This window comes from Natronorubrum sediminis, from assembly GCF_900108095.1.
In the GTDB taxonomy this organism is placed as follows: Archaea; Halobacteriota; Halobacteria; order Halobacteriales; family Natrialbaceae; genus Natronorubrum; species Natronorubrum sediminis.
Genome location: NZ_FNWL01000003.1, coordinates 50,501 through 66,978 on the forward strand (window position 1 = coordinate 50,501; position 16,478 = coordinate 66,978).

13 protein-coding genes, 2 tRNA genes and 1 pseudogene are annotated in these 16,478 nt (G+C 59.2%); 8 read left to right on the top strand and 8 right to left on the bottom strand.

Annotated elements, in window-relative coordinates; genetic code table 11:
• Both BLW62_RS18760 and BLW62_RS13845 read left to right on the top strand, forming a co-directional pair.
• Positions 1-315: pseudogene (locus tag BLW62_RS18760) on the top strand (hypothetical protein); the annotation flags it as partial.
• 775 nt (positions 316-1,090) lie between these two features.
• Entirely contained in the window at positions 1,091-1,657 is a 567-nt protein-coding gene (locus BLW62_RS13845; protein WP_090507651.1) for a hypothetical protein, read from the top strand.
• Positions 1,658-1,826: 169 nt separating this feature from the next.
• Here the strand turns inward: BLW62_RS13845 and hisE are convergent, their stop codons facing one another.
• The 8 genes from hisE to BLW62_RS13885 form a co-directional block, all read right to left on the bottom strand.
• A complete protein-coding gene (gene hisE, locus BLW62_RS13850) occupies positions 1,827-2,111 on the bottom strand; it encodes a phosphoribosyl-ATP diphosphatase (RefSeq protein ID WP_076584365.1) in 285 nt (94 codons plus the stop codon).
• On the bottom strand, positions 2,112-2,579 hold the full coding sequence (locus BLW62_RS13855) for a bifunctional nuclease family protein (RefSeq protein ID WP_090507652.1): 468 nt from the start codon (positions 2,577-2,579) through the stop codon (positions 2,112-2,114).
• Positions 2,580-2,695: 116 nt separating this feature from the next.
• Positions 2,696-3,319: a pyridoxal 5'-phosphate synthase glutaminase subunit PdxT gene (gene pdxT / locus BLW62_RS13860; RefSeq protein WP_090507653.1), complete on the bottom strand. Its 624-nt coding sequence runs from the start codon at positions 3,317-3,319 to the stop codon at positions 2,696-2,698.
• A gap of 23 nt (positions 3,320-3,342) precedes the next feature.
• Positions 3,343-4,242 (bottom strand): VOC family protein, encoded by a 900-nt coding sequence (locus BLW62_RS13865; protein ID WP_090507654.1) that lies wholly within the window; start codon positions 4,240-4,242, stop codon positions 3,343-3,345.
• A gap of 259 nt (positions 4,243-4,501) precedes the next feature.
• The gene (locus tag BLW62_RS13870; protein ID WP_090507655.1) at positions 4,502-6,607 is read right to left on the bottom strand and encodes a bacterio-opsin activator domain-containing protein; all 2,106 of its coding nucleotides are present in this window, start codon (positions 6,605-6,607) and stop codon (positions 4,502-4,504) included.
• Between the two features lie 80 nt (positions 6,608-6,687).
• Positions 6,688-7,140, bottom strand: coding sequence for a group I intron-associated PD-(D/E)XK endonuclease (locus tag BLW62_RS13875; RefSeq protein WP_090507656.1), 453 nt, complete (start codon positions 7,138-7,140; stop codon positions 6,688-6,690).
• A 211-nt stretch (positions 7,141-7,351) separates the two neighbouring features.
• Positions 7,352-7,424: transfer RNA gene (locus tag BLW62_RS13880), tRNA-Asp, on the bottom strand.
• A gap of 295 nt (positions 7,425-7,719) precedes the next feature.
• Positions 7,720-7,792, bottom strand: a tRNA-Asp gene (locus tag BLW62_RS13885).
• 310 nt (positions 7,793-8,102) lie between these two features.
• On the opposite strand from BLW62_RS13885, the gene BLW62_RS13890 reads away from it, so the two are divergent.
• The 6 genes from BLW62_RS13890 to BLW62_RS13915 are packed head-to-tail and all read left to right on the top strand — an operon-like array spanning position 8,103 to position 16,270.
• Positions 8,103-8,330 (top strand): DNA-directed RNA polymerase subunit H, encoded by a 228-nt coding sequence (locus tag BLW62_RS13890; RefSeq protein ID WP_076583657.1) that lies wholly within the window; start codon positions 8,103-8,105, stop codon positions 8,328-8,330.
• Complete coding sequence (locus BLW62_RS13895; protein WP_090507657.1) at positions 8,330-9,904, top strand: DNA-directed RNA polymerase subunit B''; 1,575 nt, start codon at positions 8,330-8,332, stop codon at positions 9,902-9,904. The genes BLW62_RS13890 and BLW62_RS13895 overlap by 1 nt, the downstream gene beginning before the upstream one ends.
• Before the next feature lie 6 nt (positions 9,905-9,910).
• Complete coding sequence (rpoB, locus tag BLW62_RS13900) at positions 9,911-11,740, top strand: DNA-directed RNA polymerase subunit B (protein ID WP_090507658.1); 1,830 nt, start codon at positions 9,911-9,913, stop codon at positions 11,738-11,740.
• A 3-nt stretch (positions 11,741-11,743) separates the two neighbouring features.
• Positions 11,744-14,668 carry a DNA-directed RNA polymerase subunit A' gene (locus BLW62_RS13905; RefSeq protein ID WP_090507659.1) on the top strand — a complete coding sequence of 975 codons (2,925 nt, stop codon included), beginning with the start codon at positions 11,744-11,746 and terminating at the stop codon, positions 14,666-14,668.
• The gene (gene rpoA2 / locus BLW62_RS13910; protein ID WP_090507660.1) at positions 14,661-15,851 is read left to right on the top strand and encodes a DNA-directed RNA polymerase subunit A''; all 1,191 of its coding nucleotides are present in this window, start codon (positions 14,661-14,663) and stop codon (positions 15,849-15,851) included. Before BLW62_RS13905 ends, rpoA2 begins: the two co-directional genes overlap by 8 nt.
• Positions 15,851-16,270 carry a NusA-like transcription termination signal-binding factor gene (locus BLW62_RS13915; RefSeq protein WP_090507661.1) on the top strand — a complete coding sequence of 140 codons (420 nt, stop codon included), beginning with the start codon at positions 15,851-15,853 and terminating at the stop codon, positions 16,268-16,270. The genes rpoA2 and BLW62_RS13915 overlap by 1 nt, the downstream gene beginning before the upstream one ends.
• The last annotated feature ends 208 nt before the right edge of the window (positions 16,271-16,478 follow it).

Genomic DNA, 16,478 nt, shown 5'->3' on the forward strand with positions numbered 1-16,478 from the left:
GACGACGCGGACGACGACGAAGCCGACGATGACGACGCGGACGACGAAGCCGACGATGACGACGCGGACGACGAAGCCGATGACGAACTCGATGACGTCGAAGAGCTCATCGTCGAAGAGCTGAACATCGAAGAACTCACCGTCGAAGAACTGAACATTGAGGAACTCAACATCGAAGAACTCACCATCGAGGAGCTGAACATTGAGGAGCTCAACGTTGACGAACTCCCTCTCGATGACGACGATGTCGACTCTGACGACGACAAGGACGACAAGGTCGACGACGATGACGACGACACCGACGCAGACTGCTGAGTAACTACTCAGCTCGAATCAGTTAGTAGCCAATACTTCTTTTTTGTACACTGCACGCCGTTAGCGACCGCCTGCAACCATTCTGAAAGGGAGTTACGCGTCGACCGAAGTGGCGAACGACGTGAGCAACGCAGCCGACACGTGCCCCGTCCGTTCTCACCAACGGGTATTCCTATCGACTCGAGCGAGTCGTTGTTATTCTCCCCGCACAGAAGCGTGAACCGACTCGACCGTACTCTGGCTGGGACGCTCTTCGCGGAGACCCGTGTCGAGAGTCATCACAGCCGACCACAGCGAAATTCGTCGAACGAGACCGTCGATGGTCCATTAGTCGATTGTTACACTCCACTTCTACTGAGATCGCCACTGACCCGAGGGGCTTCGTCGACTCCTCTCTACATCGCTCGCGTCGGGATCGTAAGTGGCCTGCGCAATATGGACCAATCGTTCACCACCGTGACGGTGTGTATCCCGACGTGGAGGACGAAGCCTGTGTCCGTTCCTTTCACAAACTCCACTTTCGTTTCGACGCCGATAGGGGTATTCACCTCGTGGCGAAATTACACTCGATGTCCGCCGCTGAGAACGGGTTTCTGCTGATCAAAAGGTGCGTTTGGGTGCAATCCATGCGTGCTCGGACCTGTCCGAACTGTTTCGAATACCTACACAGTTTATAATAATTATAGTAATTGATGATAGCTCTGTGTTAGCAGTTGTGATGAGAAACAATAACGTTTCCCGTCGTACGGCTATCAAAGTATCCGGTGCTGCCGTTATGGTCGGATTGAGCGGCTGTGCTGACGATACCGGTCAAGAAAGTGAAGGGGATGACAACCCGGACGAAACCGACGACAACGGGGAGTCCGACGTCGACCCGATCGATGGCTCGGCCGAGAGCGTCGACGAAACGGTCGAGGAGGTTAACAGCGGCCCGATCGCCGATACCAACGAAAACGTCGAAACCATCAACGCCGAGTTAGAGAACGTCGACGAAGTCGAGGGAATCGACGACGTTGCCGCCGAAACCGTTGACGAAGCCCAAGACGAAGCGGACCGCCTCGAGAGTGAGGTCGATCGACTTCAGGACGACATCTTCACGCAGGTTGTCGCCGAGATCAACGCCCAATCAGAAGAACTCCTCGGTGAGGAAATCGCCGATCCGGTCGAAACCCCTGATGAAGCTCGGGACGAAGCCCAAGAAATCGACGACGAATTCGGCAATGCGGCCGAGGAAGCGGTCGAGGCACTGAACGACGCTGCGGACAACGTCGAGGAAAATCAAACGCACCTGAACGGCGCAGCCGATGCGCTAGAGGACGTCGAGGAGGACGAAGACGAGTAACGACGACCTCACTGGGCACTCGGAAACGAACGTCTGTTCACACTCGAGCAATCGCGCTGGCGAGAGTATCGAGTTTCGCGACCAGCTATCGACTCGTTGTCGTTGGTTCTCGCTTCGAAGACGAGCCCATCTCCCGCCAGCGGAGTGTCCCGGAATCGACCCGCCCAGATTACCGTCGTGCCTCGAGTTCGGCCTCGAGGTCCTCGAGACTCATCTCTTTCATCGAGAGCAACACCAGCAGATGGTAGACGATGTCGGCTGCCTCGTAGGCGACCTCGTCGTGATCGTCGTCTTTGGCCGCCAGAACGAGTTCCGTGGATTCCTCGCCGAGCTTTTCTAACACTGCGTTTTCGCCCTTCTCGTGCGTGAACAGCGACGCGGTGTAGGAGTCCTCCGGGAGCGTTTCCTTCCGATCTTCGATGACGGCGAACAACTCCTCGAGCGTGTCGTCCATCTACATCTCACCCGTGACGGTGCGAATATCCTCGAGTTGCTCGAACGTTTCGCTCTCGTCGCGTCCGTCCTCGAAGACGTCTTCGGTAATCTCGATCGGGACGTTCGTTCGGGCCGCAAGCGCGAGCGAGTCACTCGGTCGACAGTCGATGACCGTCTCGCCGCGTGGCGTCTGGACGTGCAGGTCGGCGATGTAGGTTCCGCCCCGTCCGTCGGCACGCTCTTTGATTTCGTTGACGACAACGCGGTCGACACGACTCCCCAGTTCCTCCAGCACGTCGAGGAGGAGGTCATGAGTCAACGGCCGGCCGATGTCTTCGGCCTCGAGCCCGCGCGCGATACTCGTCGCCTCGTTGAATCCGATGAAAATCGGCACGACGTCGTCTTCGTCGGCGACCTCGAGAACGACCACTGGAACTGGTCCCTGTGGCGTCCCCGCGACGCGAACCGCGTCGATGGATGCCTGCATATCGCTATCCTTGCGTGCGAGAGAGAAAACATGTCCGGTCGCGAATGCATGCACGGAATTGACTCTGGGTTACCATGACCGGTATTGGAATTGGGGCTCGAGTGTGGGAACCCGCTTCAAACGTGCTCGAGCGCGGGTACGCTCGCGTCTTTGTTCTCGAAAAACGCCAGTTCGTGGATGCGACTGTCCAGCGTCAGTTCGGGGTGGAAGGCAGTGCCGACGACGGGGCCGTCTCGCACGGCGACCGGTCGGCCGTTCCACGATGCCAGCACCTCGACGGTCTCGCCAACGTCGTCGATTGCGGGTGCGCGGATGAACACTGCCGGATACGGTTCGTCGTCGGCCAATCCGTCGACTGCGAGCGGCGCTTCGAAGCTGTCTTTCTGGCGGCCGAAGGCGTTTCGCTCGATGGTTACGTCGACGAGATCGAGTTCCTCGACCCGGTCATCGTTCGCGTCGCTCGAGGCGACGATCAATCCGGCACACGTCACGAACAGCGGTTTGTTAGCGCCGACGTGATCGCGGAGTTCCGGTGCGATACCCTCGCTCTGGACGAATCGGGAGATGGTCGTCGATTCGCCGCCGGGCATGGCGAGGAGGTCGCACTCGGGGACCAGCCCCGACTCACGGATTTCGTGGACGGTGACCTCGCGTCCGTGGGCGCTCACTGCGCGTTCGATAGCCGCCGCGTGCTCTTCGACGTCGCCCTGAACGGCGACGACGCCAGCGGTCAGTGACATGGCCGCGGATAGGCGGAGGGGTATCAAAAAGGCCGCGTCCCCGATTCCGACTCGGTGACGAGCCGAACGATCGTGCCGTCGGGATCGCTGACGGCGATTCCGTCGCCTCGCTCGTCGACCGCGTGCCCGTCCGCCTCGAGTCGCGTTCGAATCTCCTCGAGCGCTTCACTCGAGGGCACGACGAGTTCGAACCACGCCAACCCCTGCTCGTCGGGGGATCTCGGGTTCGAGCGCCGATTCCAGGTATTGATCCCGATGTGGTGATGGTAGCCGCCTGCAGCCAGAAACACCGCCGACGGTGCCGTGTCCATCACGTCGAAGCCCAGCGCGTCCGCGTAGAACGCCCGTGACTCCTCGAGCGAGGAAACCTCGAGGTGGACGTGTCCGACGGTCGTGTCAGGTGGCACCGTCTCCGCTGGCGCTGCACTCGGGCCGTCCGCCTCCGCCGTGGGCCTCTTCGCTTCTTCTAGTTCCTCGAGATCCAGCGGCCACGAGCCGATCTGTAGGCTCCCGTCGTCCTCGCGGGGCCATTCCGACTCGGGACGGTCGACGTACACCTCGACGCCGTTTCCCTCCGGATCTCGACAGTAGAGGGCCTTACTGACGCCGTGATCCGACGCTCCACTGAGCGTCCAGTGATCTCTGATTCGAGCGAGCACATCCGCTAACGCTGCGTCGCTGGGAACGCGAATCGCCACGTGGAACAATCCGGCTGACGCCTCGTCTCGAGGGCTGGCGTCCGGCTCGGCGTCTATCTCGAGCAGTGGCGTCCCATCGACGCCGAGCACCGCCGGGTCTCGGTTCACGACCTCGAGGCCGATCACCTCGCGGTAGAACTCGATGACCGTCGACTCATCGCTGACGGTCAGTGCACATCGACCGAGTCGCGTCGACGCCGGCCGTTGCAGGTCGGGACTGGTCATACGCCGAATACGTGCTCTTCGCCTATATACTGTCGAACGGTGTCTCCTCTCAGTCTGCAGTGTTCGTCGAAACGTCGTGTTTTGCATTCGACTGGAAGCCCGTCGGGCGTCGCCACTCGAGGATATTGTGAAAGGGAAAGTTGGGGTGGGGGGATTGGGGGTGGCGATAGACTATCGCAGATCGCCATTTGTGGGTACGATTCGATGCAGCGTAAGTATACTTACTAATTATGTTGCCATTTCCCGAATCGGATACTAATTATCTAGAACTGCCATCGAACACGAGGGAGACGAGCTTTCGCTCGGCCGCTCGCAAGTGGTACTGATACGTCGGTGAGGAAATATCGAGTGCCGCCGCAAGATCCTCACCAGTGCTGTCACGTGGCCACTCGAAAAAGCCGCTGTAGTGGGCCGCTTGCAGGGCTTCGAACTGCTTCGTCGTCAATCGCTCCTCGAGGTGCGTCTCGATCTGTCGGACCGACCGCGTCGTCGTCTCCCGTCGCGCCTCGAGTTCGACGTCGGCGTAGTGGTCTTGAATCGCCTCGACGAGTGATCTGGTCTGGACCTGTTGGGACACCTCGAGGGCGAGCGTCGTCGTTCCATCCGCCGCCGTCGCTCGCTGTAAGTGCACGTCGTACGTTCGTAGTACGTTCAAAATCGGTGACGACGTAACCGTGAGTTCGAACAACGTCTGTTCGTCCCCCTCCGAGACGACCGACACCGTCTCGATGGATGCCCATTGCGCTACTGATGGGAGCGTGGACGTCGGTGCACTGACGAAGACGACGTACGAATCGCTCTCTCGGCTGATGACGCCTTCGACCGTAATCGCCCCGTTTACTCGCTTTGCAACGCGATTGAGTAGCAACCGGGAGTCGTGACACGCGACCTCGATCTCGAGTCGGTTGTCGGTTACCATCGCGTGCGTGCGCTCGACCGACCGAATTGCGTGTCCGATCGTCTCACCGAGTTCACCGAGAACGTCCTGTTCACGCTCGCCAACCGAGTCCGCACCCTTAACGTGGACGAGCAAGACGCCGTAGTGACGGTCCATATCGGTCAGTGCCACCGCGAGGACCGTCTGATAGCCGTACGTCAGGGCTTCCTTTCGTCGCTGGCTCCACCCCTCTTCCTCGAGGACGTTTCTGACGACGCGTACGTCTCCGTCCTCGAGAGTCTCATCGATCAGTTCGAACTCCGGCGTTCGATCACCGTCGTCACGAACTCGATCGATAAACGCCGTGTCGACGCCAGCCCAGGCGGTTGGTTCCATCGGATCGTTGCTATCGGCGATCCAGGCGAAACAGTAGCGTTCCGTGTCGGCTAACCGATCACAGACCGTCGTCTCGATCTCCGAGCGCGTCGACGCCTGTGTCACACCGTGGGTAATCTCCCTGACGATCTCGTTCGTGTGATTGAGCTGCGTCAACTCCTCGTTCTGGCGCGTGAGCGTCCGATCGTGCTCTCGAAGGAGTTGTTCTCGTTCGGCACGGTCGAGGGCTGCCTCGGTGTTCGCTGCCAACGTGTGAAACAGCTCCTGCATGGTCTCGTCGAACCCGTCGACGGTCTTCGTTCCCGCAACCAACATGCCGTGCGTTCCGAGTGGCACGAGTAACTCACTTTGATTCGGTGGCGTCGCGTTCAGCGCCCCCGCATCCTGACTCACATGCTTGTAGTAGGCACTTTCCCCCTCTGAAAAGACGGACCAGAGGTTCCCATCTTCGCGCGTGATGGATTCGTCTGGATCGATGATTCCGTCCGATTTGGCAGACACCGCTGCCGACTCGAGTCGTCCTTCACCTGGTTCGAACGCGTACGCTGCAGCGACCGAAACGTCTAAAATGTCACTCGCAGTTTCGACGGCAACCTCGTAGATCTCGGCTTTCGTCCCCGCTCGCATGAGGTCCCGGGTCGCCTCGTGTAACGCCGTCACCGTCCGCTGGTAGCGCCGTTTACTCTCGTGTAACGCCGTCTCAGTTCGATACTGCGAGACGGCGTTCGTAATCTGATTCGCGAGCACCGCGTACTGATCCGATCCGGAGTCTTTCTGTAAATACTGGGTCACTCCCGCCGCAATCGCCTCGCTCGCCACGGCTTCTGACCCTCGACCCGTAAACAGAATAAACGGTAGTTCGGGATCACTTTCACGAACCCGATCGAGCAACTCGAGGCCCGTTAGCGTCGGCATCTCGTAGTCGCTCACGATACAATCGATCGGCTGTTTCTCGAGGCACTCGAGCGCCTCACAGGCGCCCGTCGCCGTTTTGGTCACGATCGCGTCGCGCTCTCGCTCGAGCATTTCACCGGCGAGTTCGGCAAATCCGGGTTCGTTATCGACGACGAGGACGGTGATCGGTTGCGTCATTGATTTCGATTCGGTCTGCCGTGAGGACAGTCTCTGATTGCGAACACTCGATTGAGTACTAAATAAGTAGCTCTTGAAGGTTATCCGGTCCGATCGTGGCTGTGTTTGGGGCGACAGTTTTCAGGAATCGTTCCGTCGAACTCGTAGGAGTCTGCCCAATTTATCGATGGATGATCGATACGTGAATCGAATCGTAACTCCATCTTTTGGGTCGTTGCATCCACCTCGTTGACCCAGTACAGTGTGTCAGTAGCGGGGTAGTACACGAGGAACGCATCGATTGCATCACCATACGTGTGCTCGTAGTACTCTCCATCTTTCGTCGTTTGTGAGTGCGTATTGAAACGTATCGTTTCGGCCTTGTTCTTCCACGCTGTCTTGCACTGAATTCGGTAGAGATCCCCGCTATCACCGACGACGAAATCGTACTTGTCGTTGTCTCCAAATGGAATTGAAACGTTGTACCCATACTCGATCAGTGTCGCAAGTACTTTCGACTCAGTCCGATCTCCAACGTCCTTCGAATTAGACATACCGTGGTTGCCTTTACTTTCCGATAAAAACATGCGGCGTCGAGAACACTTTCGCCTTTTGACAGCGGTTAGCCGATCAAAAAGCTCCTGGAGCGGGGTTTGAACCACGGTCGTTTCGCTGGCTGTGTTCGTTTCACTTATAGAATCAAATCCCTATCGAAGGTTCTCACAGACAAGTGACTCGCGTTACTCGTCGTGTTAGTTTGTAAAACGCCCGGAGCGGGATTTGAACCCGCGTCACAACCGTGACAGGGTTGTATGATGGGCCACTACACCATCCGGGCTTACAACACATCGTTTTCCGGTAACACTCTTAAGGGTTGTGCTCTGGAGATTGGCTGACTCACTTCCCCCACCGTCTTGGCGGAATTTTCTAGTACGGAAGTGTGTATGGAACCCTCTTCTCGAGCCGTGGTTCACTCGCGAATTGACGTCAATAGAATACACCCAGTGCGGGATTTGAACCACGGTCGCTTCGCTCCACTCCCTGTTTCAAATTCCGCTTCGTGTCGTCTATTCCGCTCACGGATGACGAGCACACGCTACGCGGTGCTCGGTAGAATTGTTCGCGGAAGAAGACGCCCGGAGCGGGATTTGAACCCGCGTCACAACCGTGACAGGGTTGTATGATGGGCCACTACACCATCCGGGCTTACAACACATCGTTTCCCGGTGACGGTATTAAGGCTTTCCAATCGAGTGCCGTGTGGTACGGGGAATCGGGACACGACGCCGGCACATCGACGCACTTTGTCACTGCTACACATGCTCCACAAGGAATTTAACTGATACTGGGATAGTAGCAGATGTGATCGGCACCTTCGATCAGGGTTGCCCGGTCGGCTAGCTACTGCTTCCGCTCGAGTTAGAAACCGTTAAATGCGTCCCGCCGGTATCTTCCTGTAGTATCCCGTGACAGCCGTTTCTCTCCCGATAGCCCACATGCACATCAACCTCAACACATGGTAGACGTAAGCCAACACGAACTCGTACCGGAGCACACTGTGCTCGATGAGGACGTCCTCGAGGGTGTCCTGACCGAGTATGACATCGACCGTACAGACTTACCGAAAATCAAGCGCACCGATTCAGCCTTGCCGGACGAAGCGGAGGTCGGAGACGTCATCAAAATCGTTCGGGACTCACGGACAACTGACCAAGCAGTCGTATATCGACTTGTGGTGGAATAATGGCAACTGAACTGAACAGATCAAAACGACGCGACATTTCACGCGAATACTTCTCGAAGGAACGACTCGCAGAACACCACTACCGTTCGTTCAACTCCTTCCTCAACCGGGGGATGCAACGGGTGGTCGACGAGAAGGAGACGATCGATACGGACATTGGCGATAAAGAGGGCGAAGAACCGGTTCACGTCAAACTCGGCGACGTTCGCGTCGTCACGCCTCGAGTTCGGGAAGCAGACGGCTCCGAAGAACTGCTCTACCCGCAGGAGGCTCGACTCCGCAACATCACGTACTCCGCGCCGGTCTTCATGGAAATGTCGATCGTCAAGGGCGAGGAGGGTGACCAGCGCGTCGTCGACTCGACGGAGACGAAGATCGGTCGGATGCCGATTATGGTCGGCTCCGATAAGTGTAACATTGCCGGCTTCTCCGACGAAGAACTGATCGAAATTGGCGAGGATCCTGCCGATCCCGGCGGCTACTTCATCGTCAACGGCTCCGAGCGCGTGCTAATGACCAGCGAGGACCTCGCGCCGAACAAGATCCTCGCAGAGTACGACACGAAGTACGGCGACGAGATTCAGGTCGCCAAGACGTTCTCCCAGCGCCGTGGTTATCGAGCCCTCGTGCTGTGTGAACGAACGCGAGACGGGCTCCTCGAGGTTTCCTTCCCCTCGGTCTCGGGCTCGATCAACTTCGTCACGCTCGTGCGCGCACTCGGACTCGAGAGCGACGAAGAGATCGTTCACAAGGTCTCGAACGACCCCGAGGTCGTCAAGTACATGCTCGAGAACCTCGAGGAAGCGGAGGTTCAGACCGAGGAAGAAGCGATCGAGGAACTCGGTAAACGCGTCGCCTCCGGCCAGGGCAAGAACTACCAGCTCAAACGTGCGAACTACGTCATCGACCGATATCTTCTCCCGCACCTCCACGAGGACGGCGTCGAGGAAGAAGACGTCCGAATCAACAAAGCACACTATCTCTGTCGGATGGCCGAAGCCTGTTTCGAACTCGCCTTGGGCCGTCGCGATTCGGACGACAAGGACCACTACGCGAACAAGCGACTGAAGGTCAGTGGCGACCTGATGAAGGATCTGTTCCGAACGGCGCTGAACAAACTCGCACGGGACGTGAAGTACCAACTCGAGCGAGCGAACATGCGAAACCGGAACCTCTCCGTTTCGACGGTGGTTCGCTCGGACGTGCTCACGGAGCGCCTCGAGCACCCGATCGCGACTGGCAACTGGGTCGGTGGTCGATCCGGTGTCTCACAACTGGTCGATCGAACGGACTTCATGGGCGTGCTCAGCCACCTTCGCCGTCTGCGATCGCCGCTGTCGCGTTCACAGCCACACTTCGAGGCGCGGGACTTACACGCGACCCAGTGGGGTCGCATCTGTCCCTCCGAGACGCCTGAGGGACCGAACTGTGGGCTAGTGAAGAACTTCGCGCAGGCGATGGAACTCTCCCAGAACGTCGAGGACGAACAGGAACTCAAACGAGAACTGGCATCGATGGGCGTCGAGGGCATTCCGGGCCTCGAGGGCATCGAGCGATCGACCGCAGACGACTAATCAACTATGAGCAGCCAAGAGCGAGAAGCGAAAGTCTACGTCAACGGATCGCTGGTGGGGACCCACCCAGATCCACACGAACTGGCCGAACAGATTCGCGAATCACGACGCATCGGCGACGTCAGCGAGATGGTCAACGTCTCCGTGAAAGAGCGGACGCGTGAAGTGATCGTCAACGCAGACGCCGGCCGAGCACGCCGACCACTGCTGGTTGTCGAAGACGGCGAGCCACGGATCTCCCAACAGGAGATCGAGGCACTCCAGGACGACGACCTCGAGTTCGAGGACTTAGTCGAGCACGGCTACATCGAGTTCATCGACGCCGAGGAAGAAGAGGACATCTACGTCGCCGTCGACGAAGACGATCTGACCGAGAAACACACGCACCTCGAGATCGATCCTCAACTCATCTTCGGGATCGGTGCGGGGATGATTCCGTACCCAGAACACAACGCCTCCCCGCGTATTACGATGGGGGCGGGGATGGTCAAACAGTCGCTGGGACTACCGAGTGCGAACTACCGAATTCGCCCGGACACGCGCCAGCACCTGCTGCACTACCCGCAGCTTTCGATGGTCAAGACGCAGACGACGGAGCAGATTGGGTTCGACGACCGTCCGGCCGCCCAGAACTTCGTCGTCGCCGTGATGAGCTACGAGGGGTTCAACATCGAGGACGCGCTGGTCATGAACAAAGCCAGCGTCGAGCGTGCACTCGCGCGCTCGCACTTCTTCCGGACCTACGAGGGCGAGGAACGACGCTACCCCGGTGGTCAGGAGGACCGCTTCGAAATCCCGAGCCAGGACGTCCGTGGCGCACGCGGTGAGGAAGCCTACGCCCACTTGGACGAGGACGGCCTCGTGAATCCGGAAACGACCGTCGACGAGAACTCCGTGCTACTCGGCAAAACCTCTCCGCCGCGATTCCTGGAGGAACCCGACGACATGGGCGGCCTCTCACCACAGAAGCGTCGGGAGACCAGTGTTACGATGCGCTCGGGAGAGAGCGGCGTCGTCGACACGGTTACGCTGATGGAAGGCGAGGACGGCTCGAAGCTCTCGAAGGTCTCCGTGCGCGACGAGCGAATCCCCGAACTCGGGGACAAGTTCGCGTCCCGTCACGGACAGAAGGGCGTCGTCGGCCACCTCGCACCCCAGGAGGACATGCCGTTTACCGAGGAGGGAGTCGTTCCCGACCTCGTCCTCAATCCACACGCGTTGCCATCGCGGATGACCGTCGGGCACATCCTCGAGATGATCGGCGGCAAACTCGGCGCGATGGAGGGACGACGCGTCGACGGGACGCCGTTCCTCGGCGAGGACGAGGATGAACTTCGCGACGGTCTCGAGGAGAACGGCTTCAACTCCGCGGGGAAGGAGACGATGTACTCTGGCGTGACGGGAGAGAAGATTGAAGCCGAAATCTTCGTCGGGATTATCTTCTACCAGAAACTCTACCACATGGTCTCGAACAAACTGCACGCCCGTTCGCGCGGTCCCGTGCAGGTTCTCACTCGACAGCCAACGGAGGGTCGCGCCCGCGAAGGTGGACTCCGTATCGGTGAGATGGAACGGGACGTCTTCATCGGCCACGGTGCCGCGATGACGCTCAAGGAACGACTGCTCGACGAGTCCGACCGCGAGTTCATCAACGTCTGTGGCCAGTGTGGGATGAGCGCGGTCGAGAACGTCGAACAACGACGTGTCTACTGTCCGAACTGCGACGAGGAGACCGACATCCACGAGATCGAGATGAGCTACGCGTTCAAGCTTCTCTTGGACGAGATGAAGGCACTGGGTATCGCGCCACGACTGGAACTGGCAGACGCCGTTTAAACAATGCAACACAGCACACCAAAAGATATCGGATCGATCAACTTCGGGCTGATGGAGCCCGAGGAGTACCGGGAGATGAGCGCGACGAAGATCATCACCGCCGACACCTACGACGACGACGGGTTCCCCATCGACATGGGGTTGATGGACCCGCGCCTCGGCGTGATCGATCCCGGCCTCGAGTGTAAGACCTGCGGGAAACACTCCGGTTCCTGTAACGGCCACTTCGGGCACATCGAACTGGCCGCGCCGGTCATCCACGTCGGCTTTACGAAGCTCATTCGACGACTCCTGCGAGGGACTTGCCGAGAGTGTTCGAAGCTCCTGCTCACCGAGGACGAACGAGAGGAGTTCCGAGCGGACATCACGGAGTCTCGAAAGCTCGGTCGTGACCTCAACGACGTCACCAAAGCCGCGATCCGACAGGCTCGAAAGAAGGATCGTTGTCCGTTCTGTGGGGAGGTCCAGTACGACATCGACCACGAAAAACCAACGACGTACTACGAGGTCCAACAGGTTCTGACGAGCGAGTACTCCCAGCGCATCGCTGGTGCGATGCAGGGTGACGAGGAAGCCGGTATCGAACGCACGACGCCGGACGAACTCGCCGAGAAGACAGAGATCGAACTCACTCGAGTTAACGAGATCCTCTCGGGATCGTTCCGTCCGCGCGAGAGCCAGCGAAAGGCGATCGAGAAGGCACTCGACATTGACCTCACGGAAGAGGACACGAACAAGTTGATGCCGAGTGACATCCGGGATTGGTTCGAAGCAATTCCGGACGAGGACATTCAGGTCCTCGGTATCGACGCCGATCGCTCCCGGCCGGAGTGGATGATCCTGACCGTCCTCCCCGTGCCGCCGGTCACCGCACGGCCGTCGATTACACTCGACAACGGCCAGCGATCCGAGGACGACCTCACGCACAAACTGGTCGACATTATCCGGATCAACCAGCGATTCATGGAAAACCGTGAGGCTGGTGCGCCACAGCTGATCATCGAGGACCTCTGGGAACTGCTCCAGTACCACGTCACCACCTTCATGGACAACGAGATTTCGGGCACGCCGCCAGCGCGACACCGCTCCGGACGGCCGCTCAAGACCCTCTCCCAGCGTCTCAAAGGGAAGGAAGGTCGCTTCCGTGGCTCGCTCTCCGGGAAGCGTGTCAACTTCTCGGCCCGGACCGTCATCTCGCCGGACCCAACCCTCTCGCTGAACGAGGTCGGGGTTCCAGACCGTGTCGCAAAGGAGATGACCCAGACGATGAACGTCACCGAGCGCAACCTCGAGGACGCCCGTCGGTTCGTCTCTAACGGACCGGAAGGCCATCCGGGTGCGAACTACGTCCGACGGCCGGACGGTCGCCGACTGAAGGTGACCGAGAAGAACTGCGAGCAACTCGCAGAGAAGGTCAAAGCCGGGTGGGAGGTCAACCGCCACCTCATCGACGGTGACATCGTCATCTTCAACCGCCAGCCGTCGCTCCACCGGATGTCGATCATGGCCCACGAGGTCGTGGTCATGCCGTACAAGACGTTCCGACTCAACACCGTCGTCTGTCCGCCGTACAACGCTGACTTCGACGGCGACGAGATGAACATGCACGCCCTCCAGAACGAGGAAGCCCGCGCGGAGGCCCGCGTCCTCATGCGCGTCCAAGAACAGATCCTGAGCCCCCGCTTCGGTGAGAACATCATCGGCGCGATTCAGGACCACATCTCGGGAACGTACCTGCTCACGCACGACAACCCGCGGTTCAACGAGACGCAGGCGCTCGACTTGCTTCGGGCGACCCGGATCGACGAACTGCCGGAACCCAGCGGAATCGACGACGAAGACGAACCGTTCTGGACCGGCCACGACGTCTTCTCCGAACTCCTCCCCGACGACCTCAATCTCGAGTTCACCGGGACCGTCGGCGATCAGGTCGTCGTCGAAGACGGGCAACTCCTCGAGGGAACGATCGCCGAGGACGAAGTCGGCGAGTTCGGCGGCGAAATTGTCGACACGATCACGAAAGAGTACGGCAACACTCGCTCGCGAATCTTCATCAACGAGATTTCGACGCTCGCAATGCGTGCGATCATGCACTTCGGGTTCTCGATCGGGATCGACGACGAGACGATCCCGGAGGAAGCACAGTCTCGAATCGACGAGACGATCGAGGACGCGAACGATCGTGTCGAGGAACTCATCGAAGCCTACGAGAACAACGACCTCGAGAGTCTCCCCGGTCGAACGATCGACGAGACCCTCGAGATGAAGATCATGCAAACGCTCTCGCGTGCGCGTGACAATGCAGGGAACATCGCCGACGAGCACTTCCAGGACGACAATCCGGCCGTCGTCATGGCAAACTCCGGTGCGCGTGGGTCGATGCTCAACCTGACACAGATGGCCGGTGCAGTCGGTCAGCAGGCAGTCCGAGGAGAGCGCATCAACCGTGGCTACGAGGATCGAACACTGAGTCACTACGAGCCAAACGACCTCTCCGCGGAGGCACACGGGTTCGTCGAGAACTCCTACACCAGCGGCCTGACGCCCCGGGAGTTCTTCTTCCACGCGATGGGTGGCCGCGAGGGCCTGGTCGACACGGCAGTCCGGACCTCGAAGTCCGGGTACCTCCAGCGTCGTCTGATCAACGCCCTCTCCGAACTCGAGACCCAATACGACGGGACGGTCCGAGACACCTCGGACACCATCGTCCAATTCGAGTTCGGCGAGGACGGCACCTCGCCGGTTCGCGTTTCATCTGGAACGGACAACACCATCGATGTTGACGAGATCGCGACGCGCGTACTCGATTCGGAGTTCGACTCCGAGGCCGACCGAGACGACTTCCTCGGTACGAAGCCACAACTGACGAACCTCTCGGAGCACGCGGATGATCGCCTCGAGGGAACGGAGGTGACCTCCGATGACTGAGGTCGACTACGACGTGAGCGACGACACGATCGCCGTCGTCGAGGACGCCGACCTTCCGCGACGACTCAAAGACGAGGTCTACGAGACGATCGAATCGCGAGACGACGCGACGGTCGAAGACGCCGACGAACTCGCGAAAGCCGTCGAAACGCGCTACGTCGATACGCGTGTCGACCCACTCGATCCCGTTGGAACCGTCTCGGCGCAGTCGATCGGCGAACCCGGAACGCAGCTGACGATGAACACGTTCCACTACGCCGGTGTTGCGGAGATCGACGTGACTCAGGGGCTCCCACGCCTCATCGAACTCGTCGACGCGCGGAAGACCCCGGATACGCCGATGATGACGGTCTATCTGGAAGACGAATACGCCACCGAACGCGAGAACGCTCACGAAGTCGTCTGGAAACTCGAGGCGACGAAGATTCTCGCACTCGGTGACGTCTCGACGAACGTCGCCGACATGCGGGTTCAGATCTCGCTCAACGAGGACACGTTAGAAGAGCGCATGATCACGCCCGACGAGGTTGCCGAGATAATCGAGGACAACCTCGGCGTGAGCACGGTTCAGCAGGGAACCGAGATTCAGTTCGGTCCGGAAGAGCCGTCGTACCGAGACCTCCTGCAGTTAGTCGAAGAACTGCGTGACATCACGTTCAAGGGAATCGAAGAGATTTCCCGCGTCGTTATTCGCCGCGAAGAACTCGAGGACGGCGAGGAGTTCGTCCTCTATACGGAAGGGTCGGCCTTCGGTGACGCCCTCGAGATCGAGGGTATCGACGCCTCGAGAACGACGTGTAACAACATCCACGAGATCCATCGAAATCTTGGTATCGAGGCAGCTCGCGAAGCGATCATCGAGGAGACGAACAACACGCTGGCCGAGCAGGGTCTCGACGACGTGAACGTTCGGCACCTGATGCTCGTCGCCGACATGATGACCAACGAGGGGACGATCGAGTCGATCGGTCGCCACGGCATTTCCGGATCGAAAGACTCCGTCCTCGCACGTGCGGCATTCGAGGTTACGGTCAATCACCTCCTGAACGCGGCGATCCACGGCGAGATCGACGAACTCGACGGCGTTACCGAGAACGTTATCGTCGGCAAACCGATCAAGCTCGGAACCGGGGACGTCGACCTGCGGATGGGATCGACCGGTCCGAGTAGTCAAGCTGACTGATGGGCGTCACCCTCGAGGACGAGGCACGTCAGTACCTCGCGGCCTTCGAAGACGTGACGGAGACGACGGGACGGGATTGTCTCGTCGACGATGAGAAGCTACTGATCGTCGTAAACAGCGGCGAGATGGGCGAGGCGATTGGTCCGGGCGGCCAGAACGTTACGCAGTTCGAGGATCGAGTCGACAAATCGGTTCGGCTCGTCGAAGACGCGGATGATCCCGAAACGTTCGTTGCGAACGCGCTCGCACCCGCTGCGGTGTATAACGTAACCGTCAGCGAAAACGACGACCTCGTCGCCTACGTCGAGGTCGCAGACGAAGATCGCGGCGTTGCGATCGGTTCGGGCGGCGAGACGATCGAGCGGGCGCGTACCCTCGCGGATCGCCATTTTGGGTTCGACGATGTGCAGTTGATCTGAGTCGGTCTGCGTGCAGTCGCGTACGTTTGTTTTGAGCCGCGTTCTCACTCGAGAATCTGTTGGAATGCCAATCAGCAACAGCGGGCGAATCTGGGTTTCGACGAGCTTATTCAACTTCTCCCCGTCGGGATCCGTCGTTCACAAGCATTCGTACGAGGGGAAACGGATCGGCAACCGTTCGGATACCTCCTGTCCGCCGAGGCGCGCT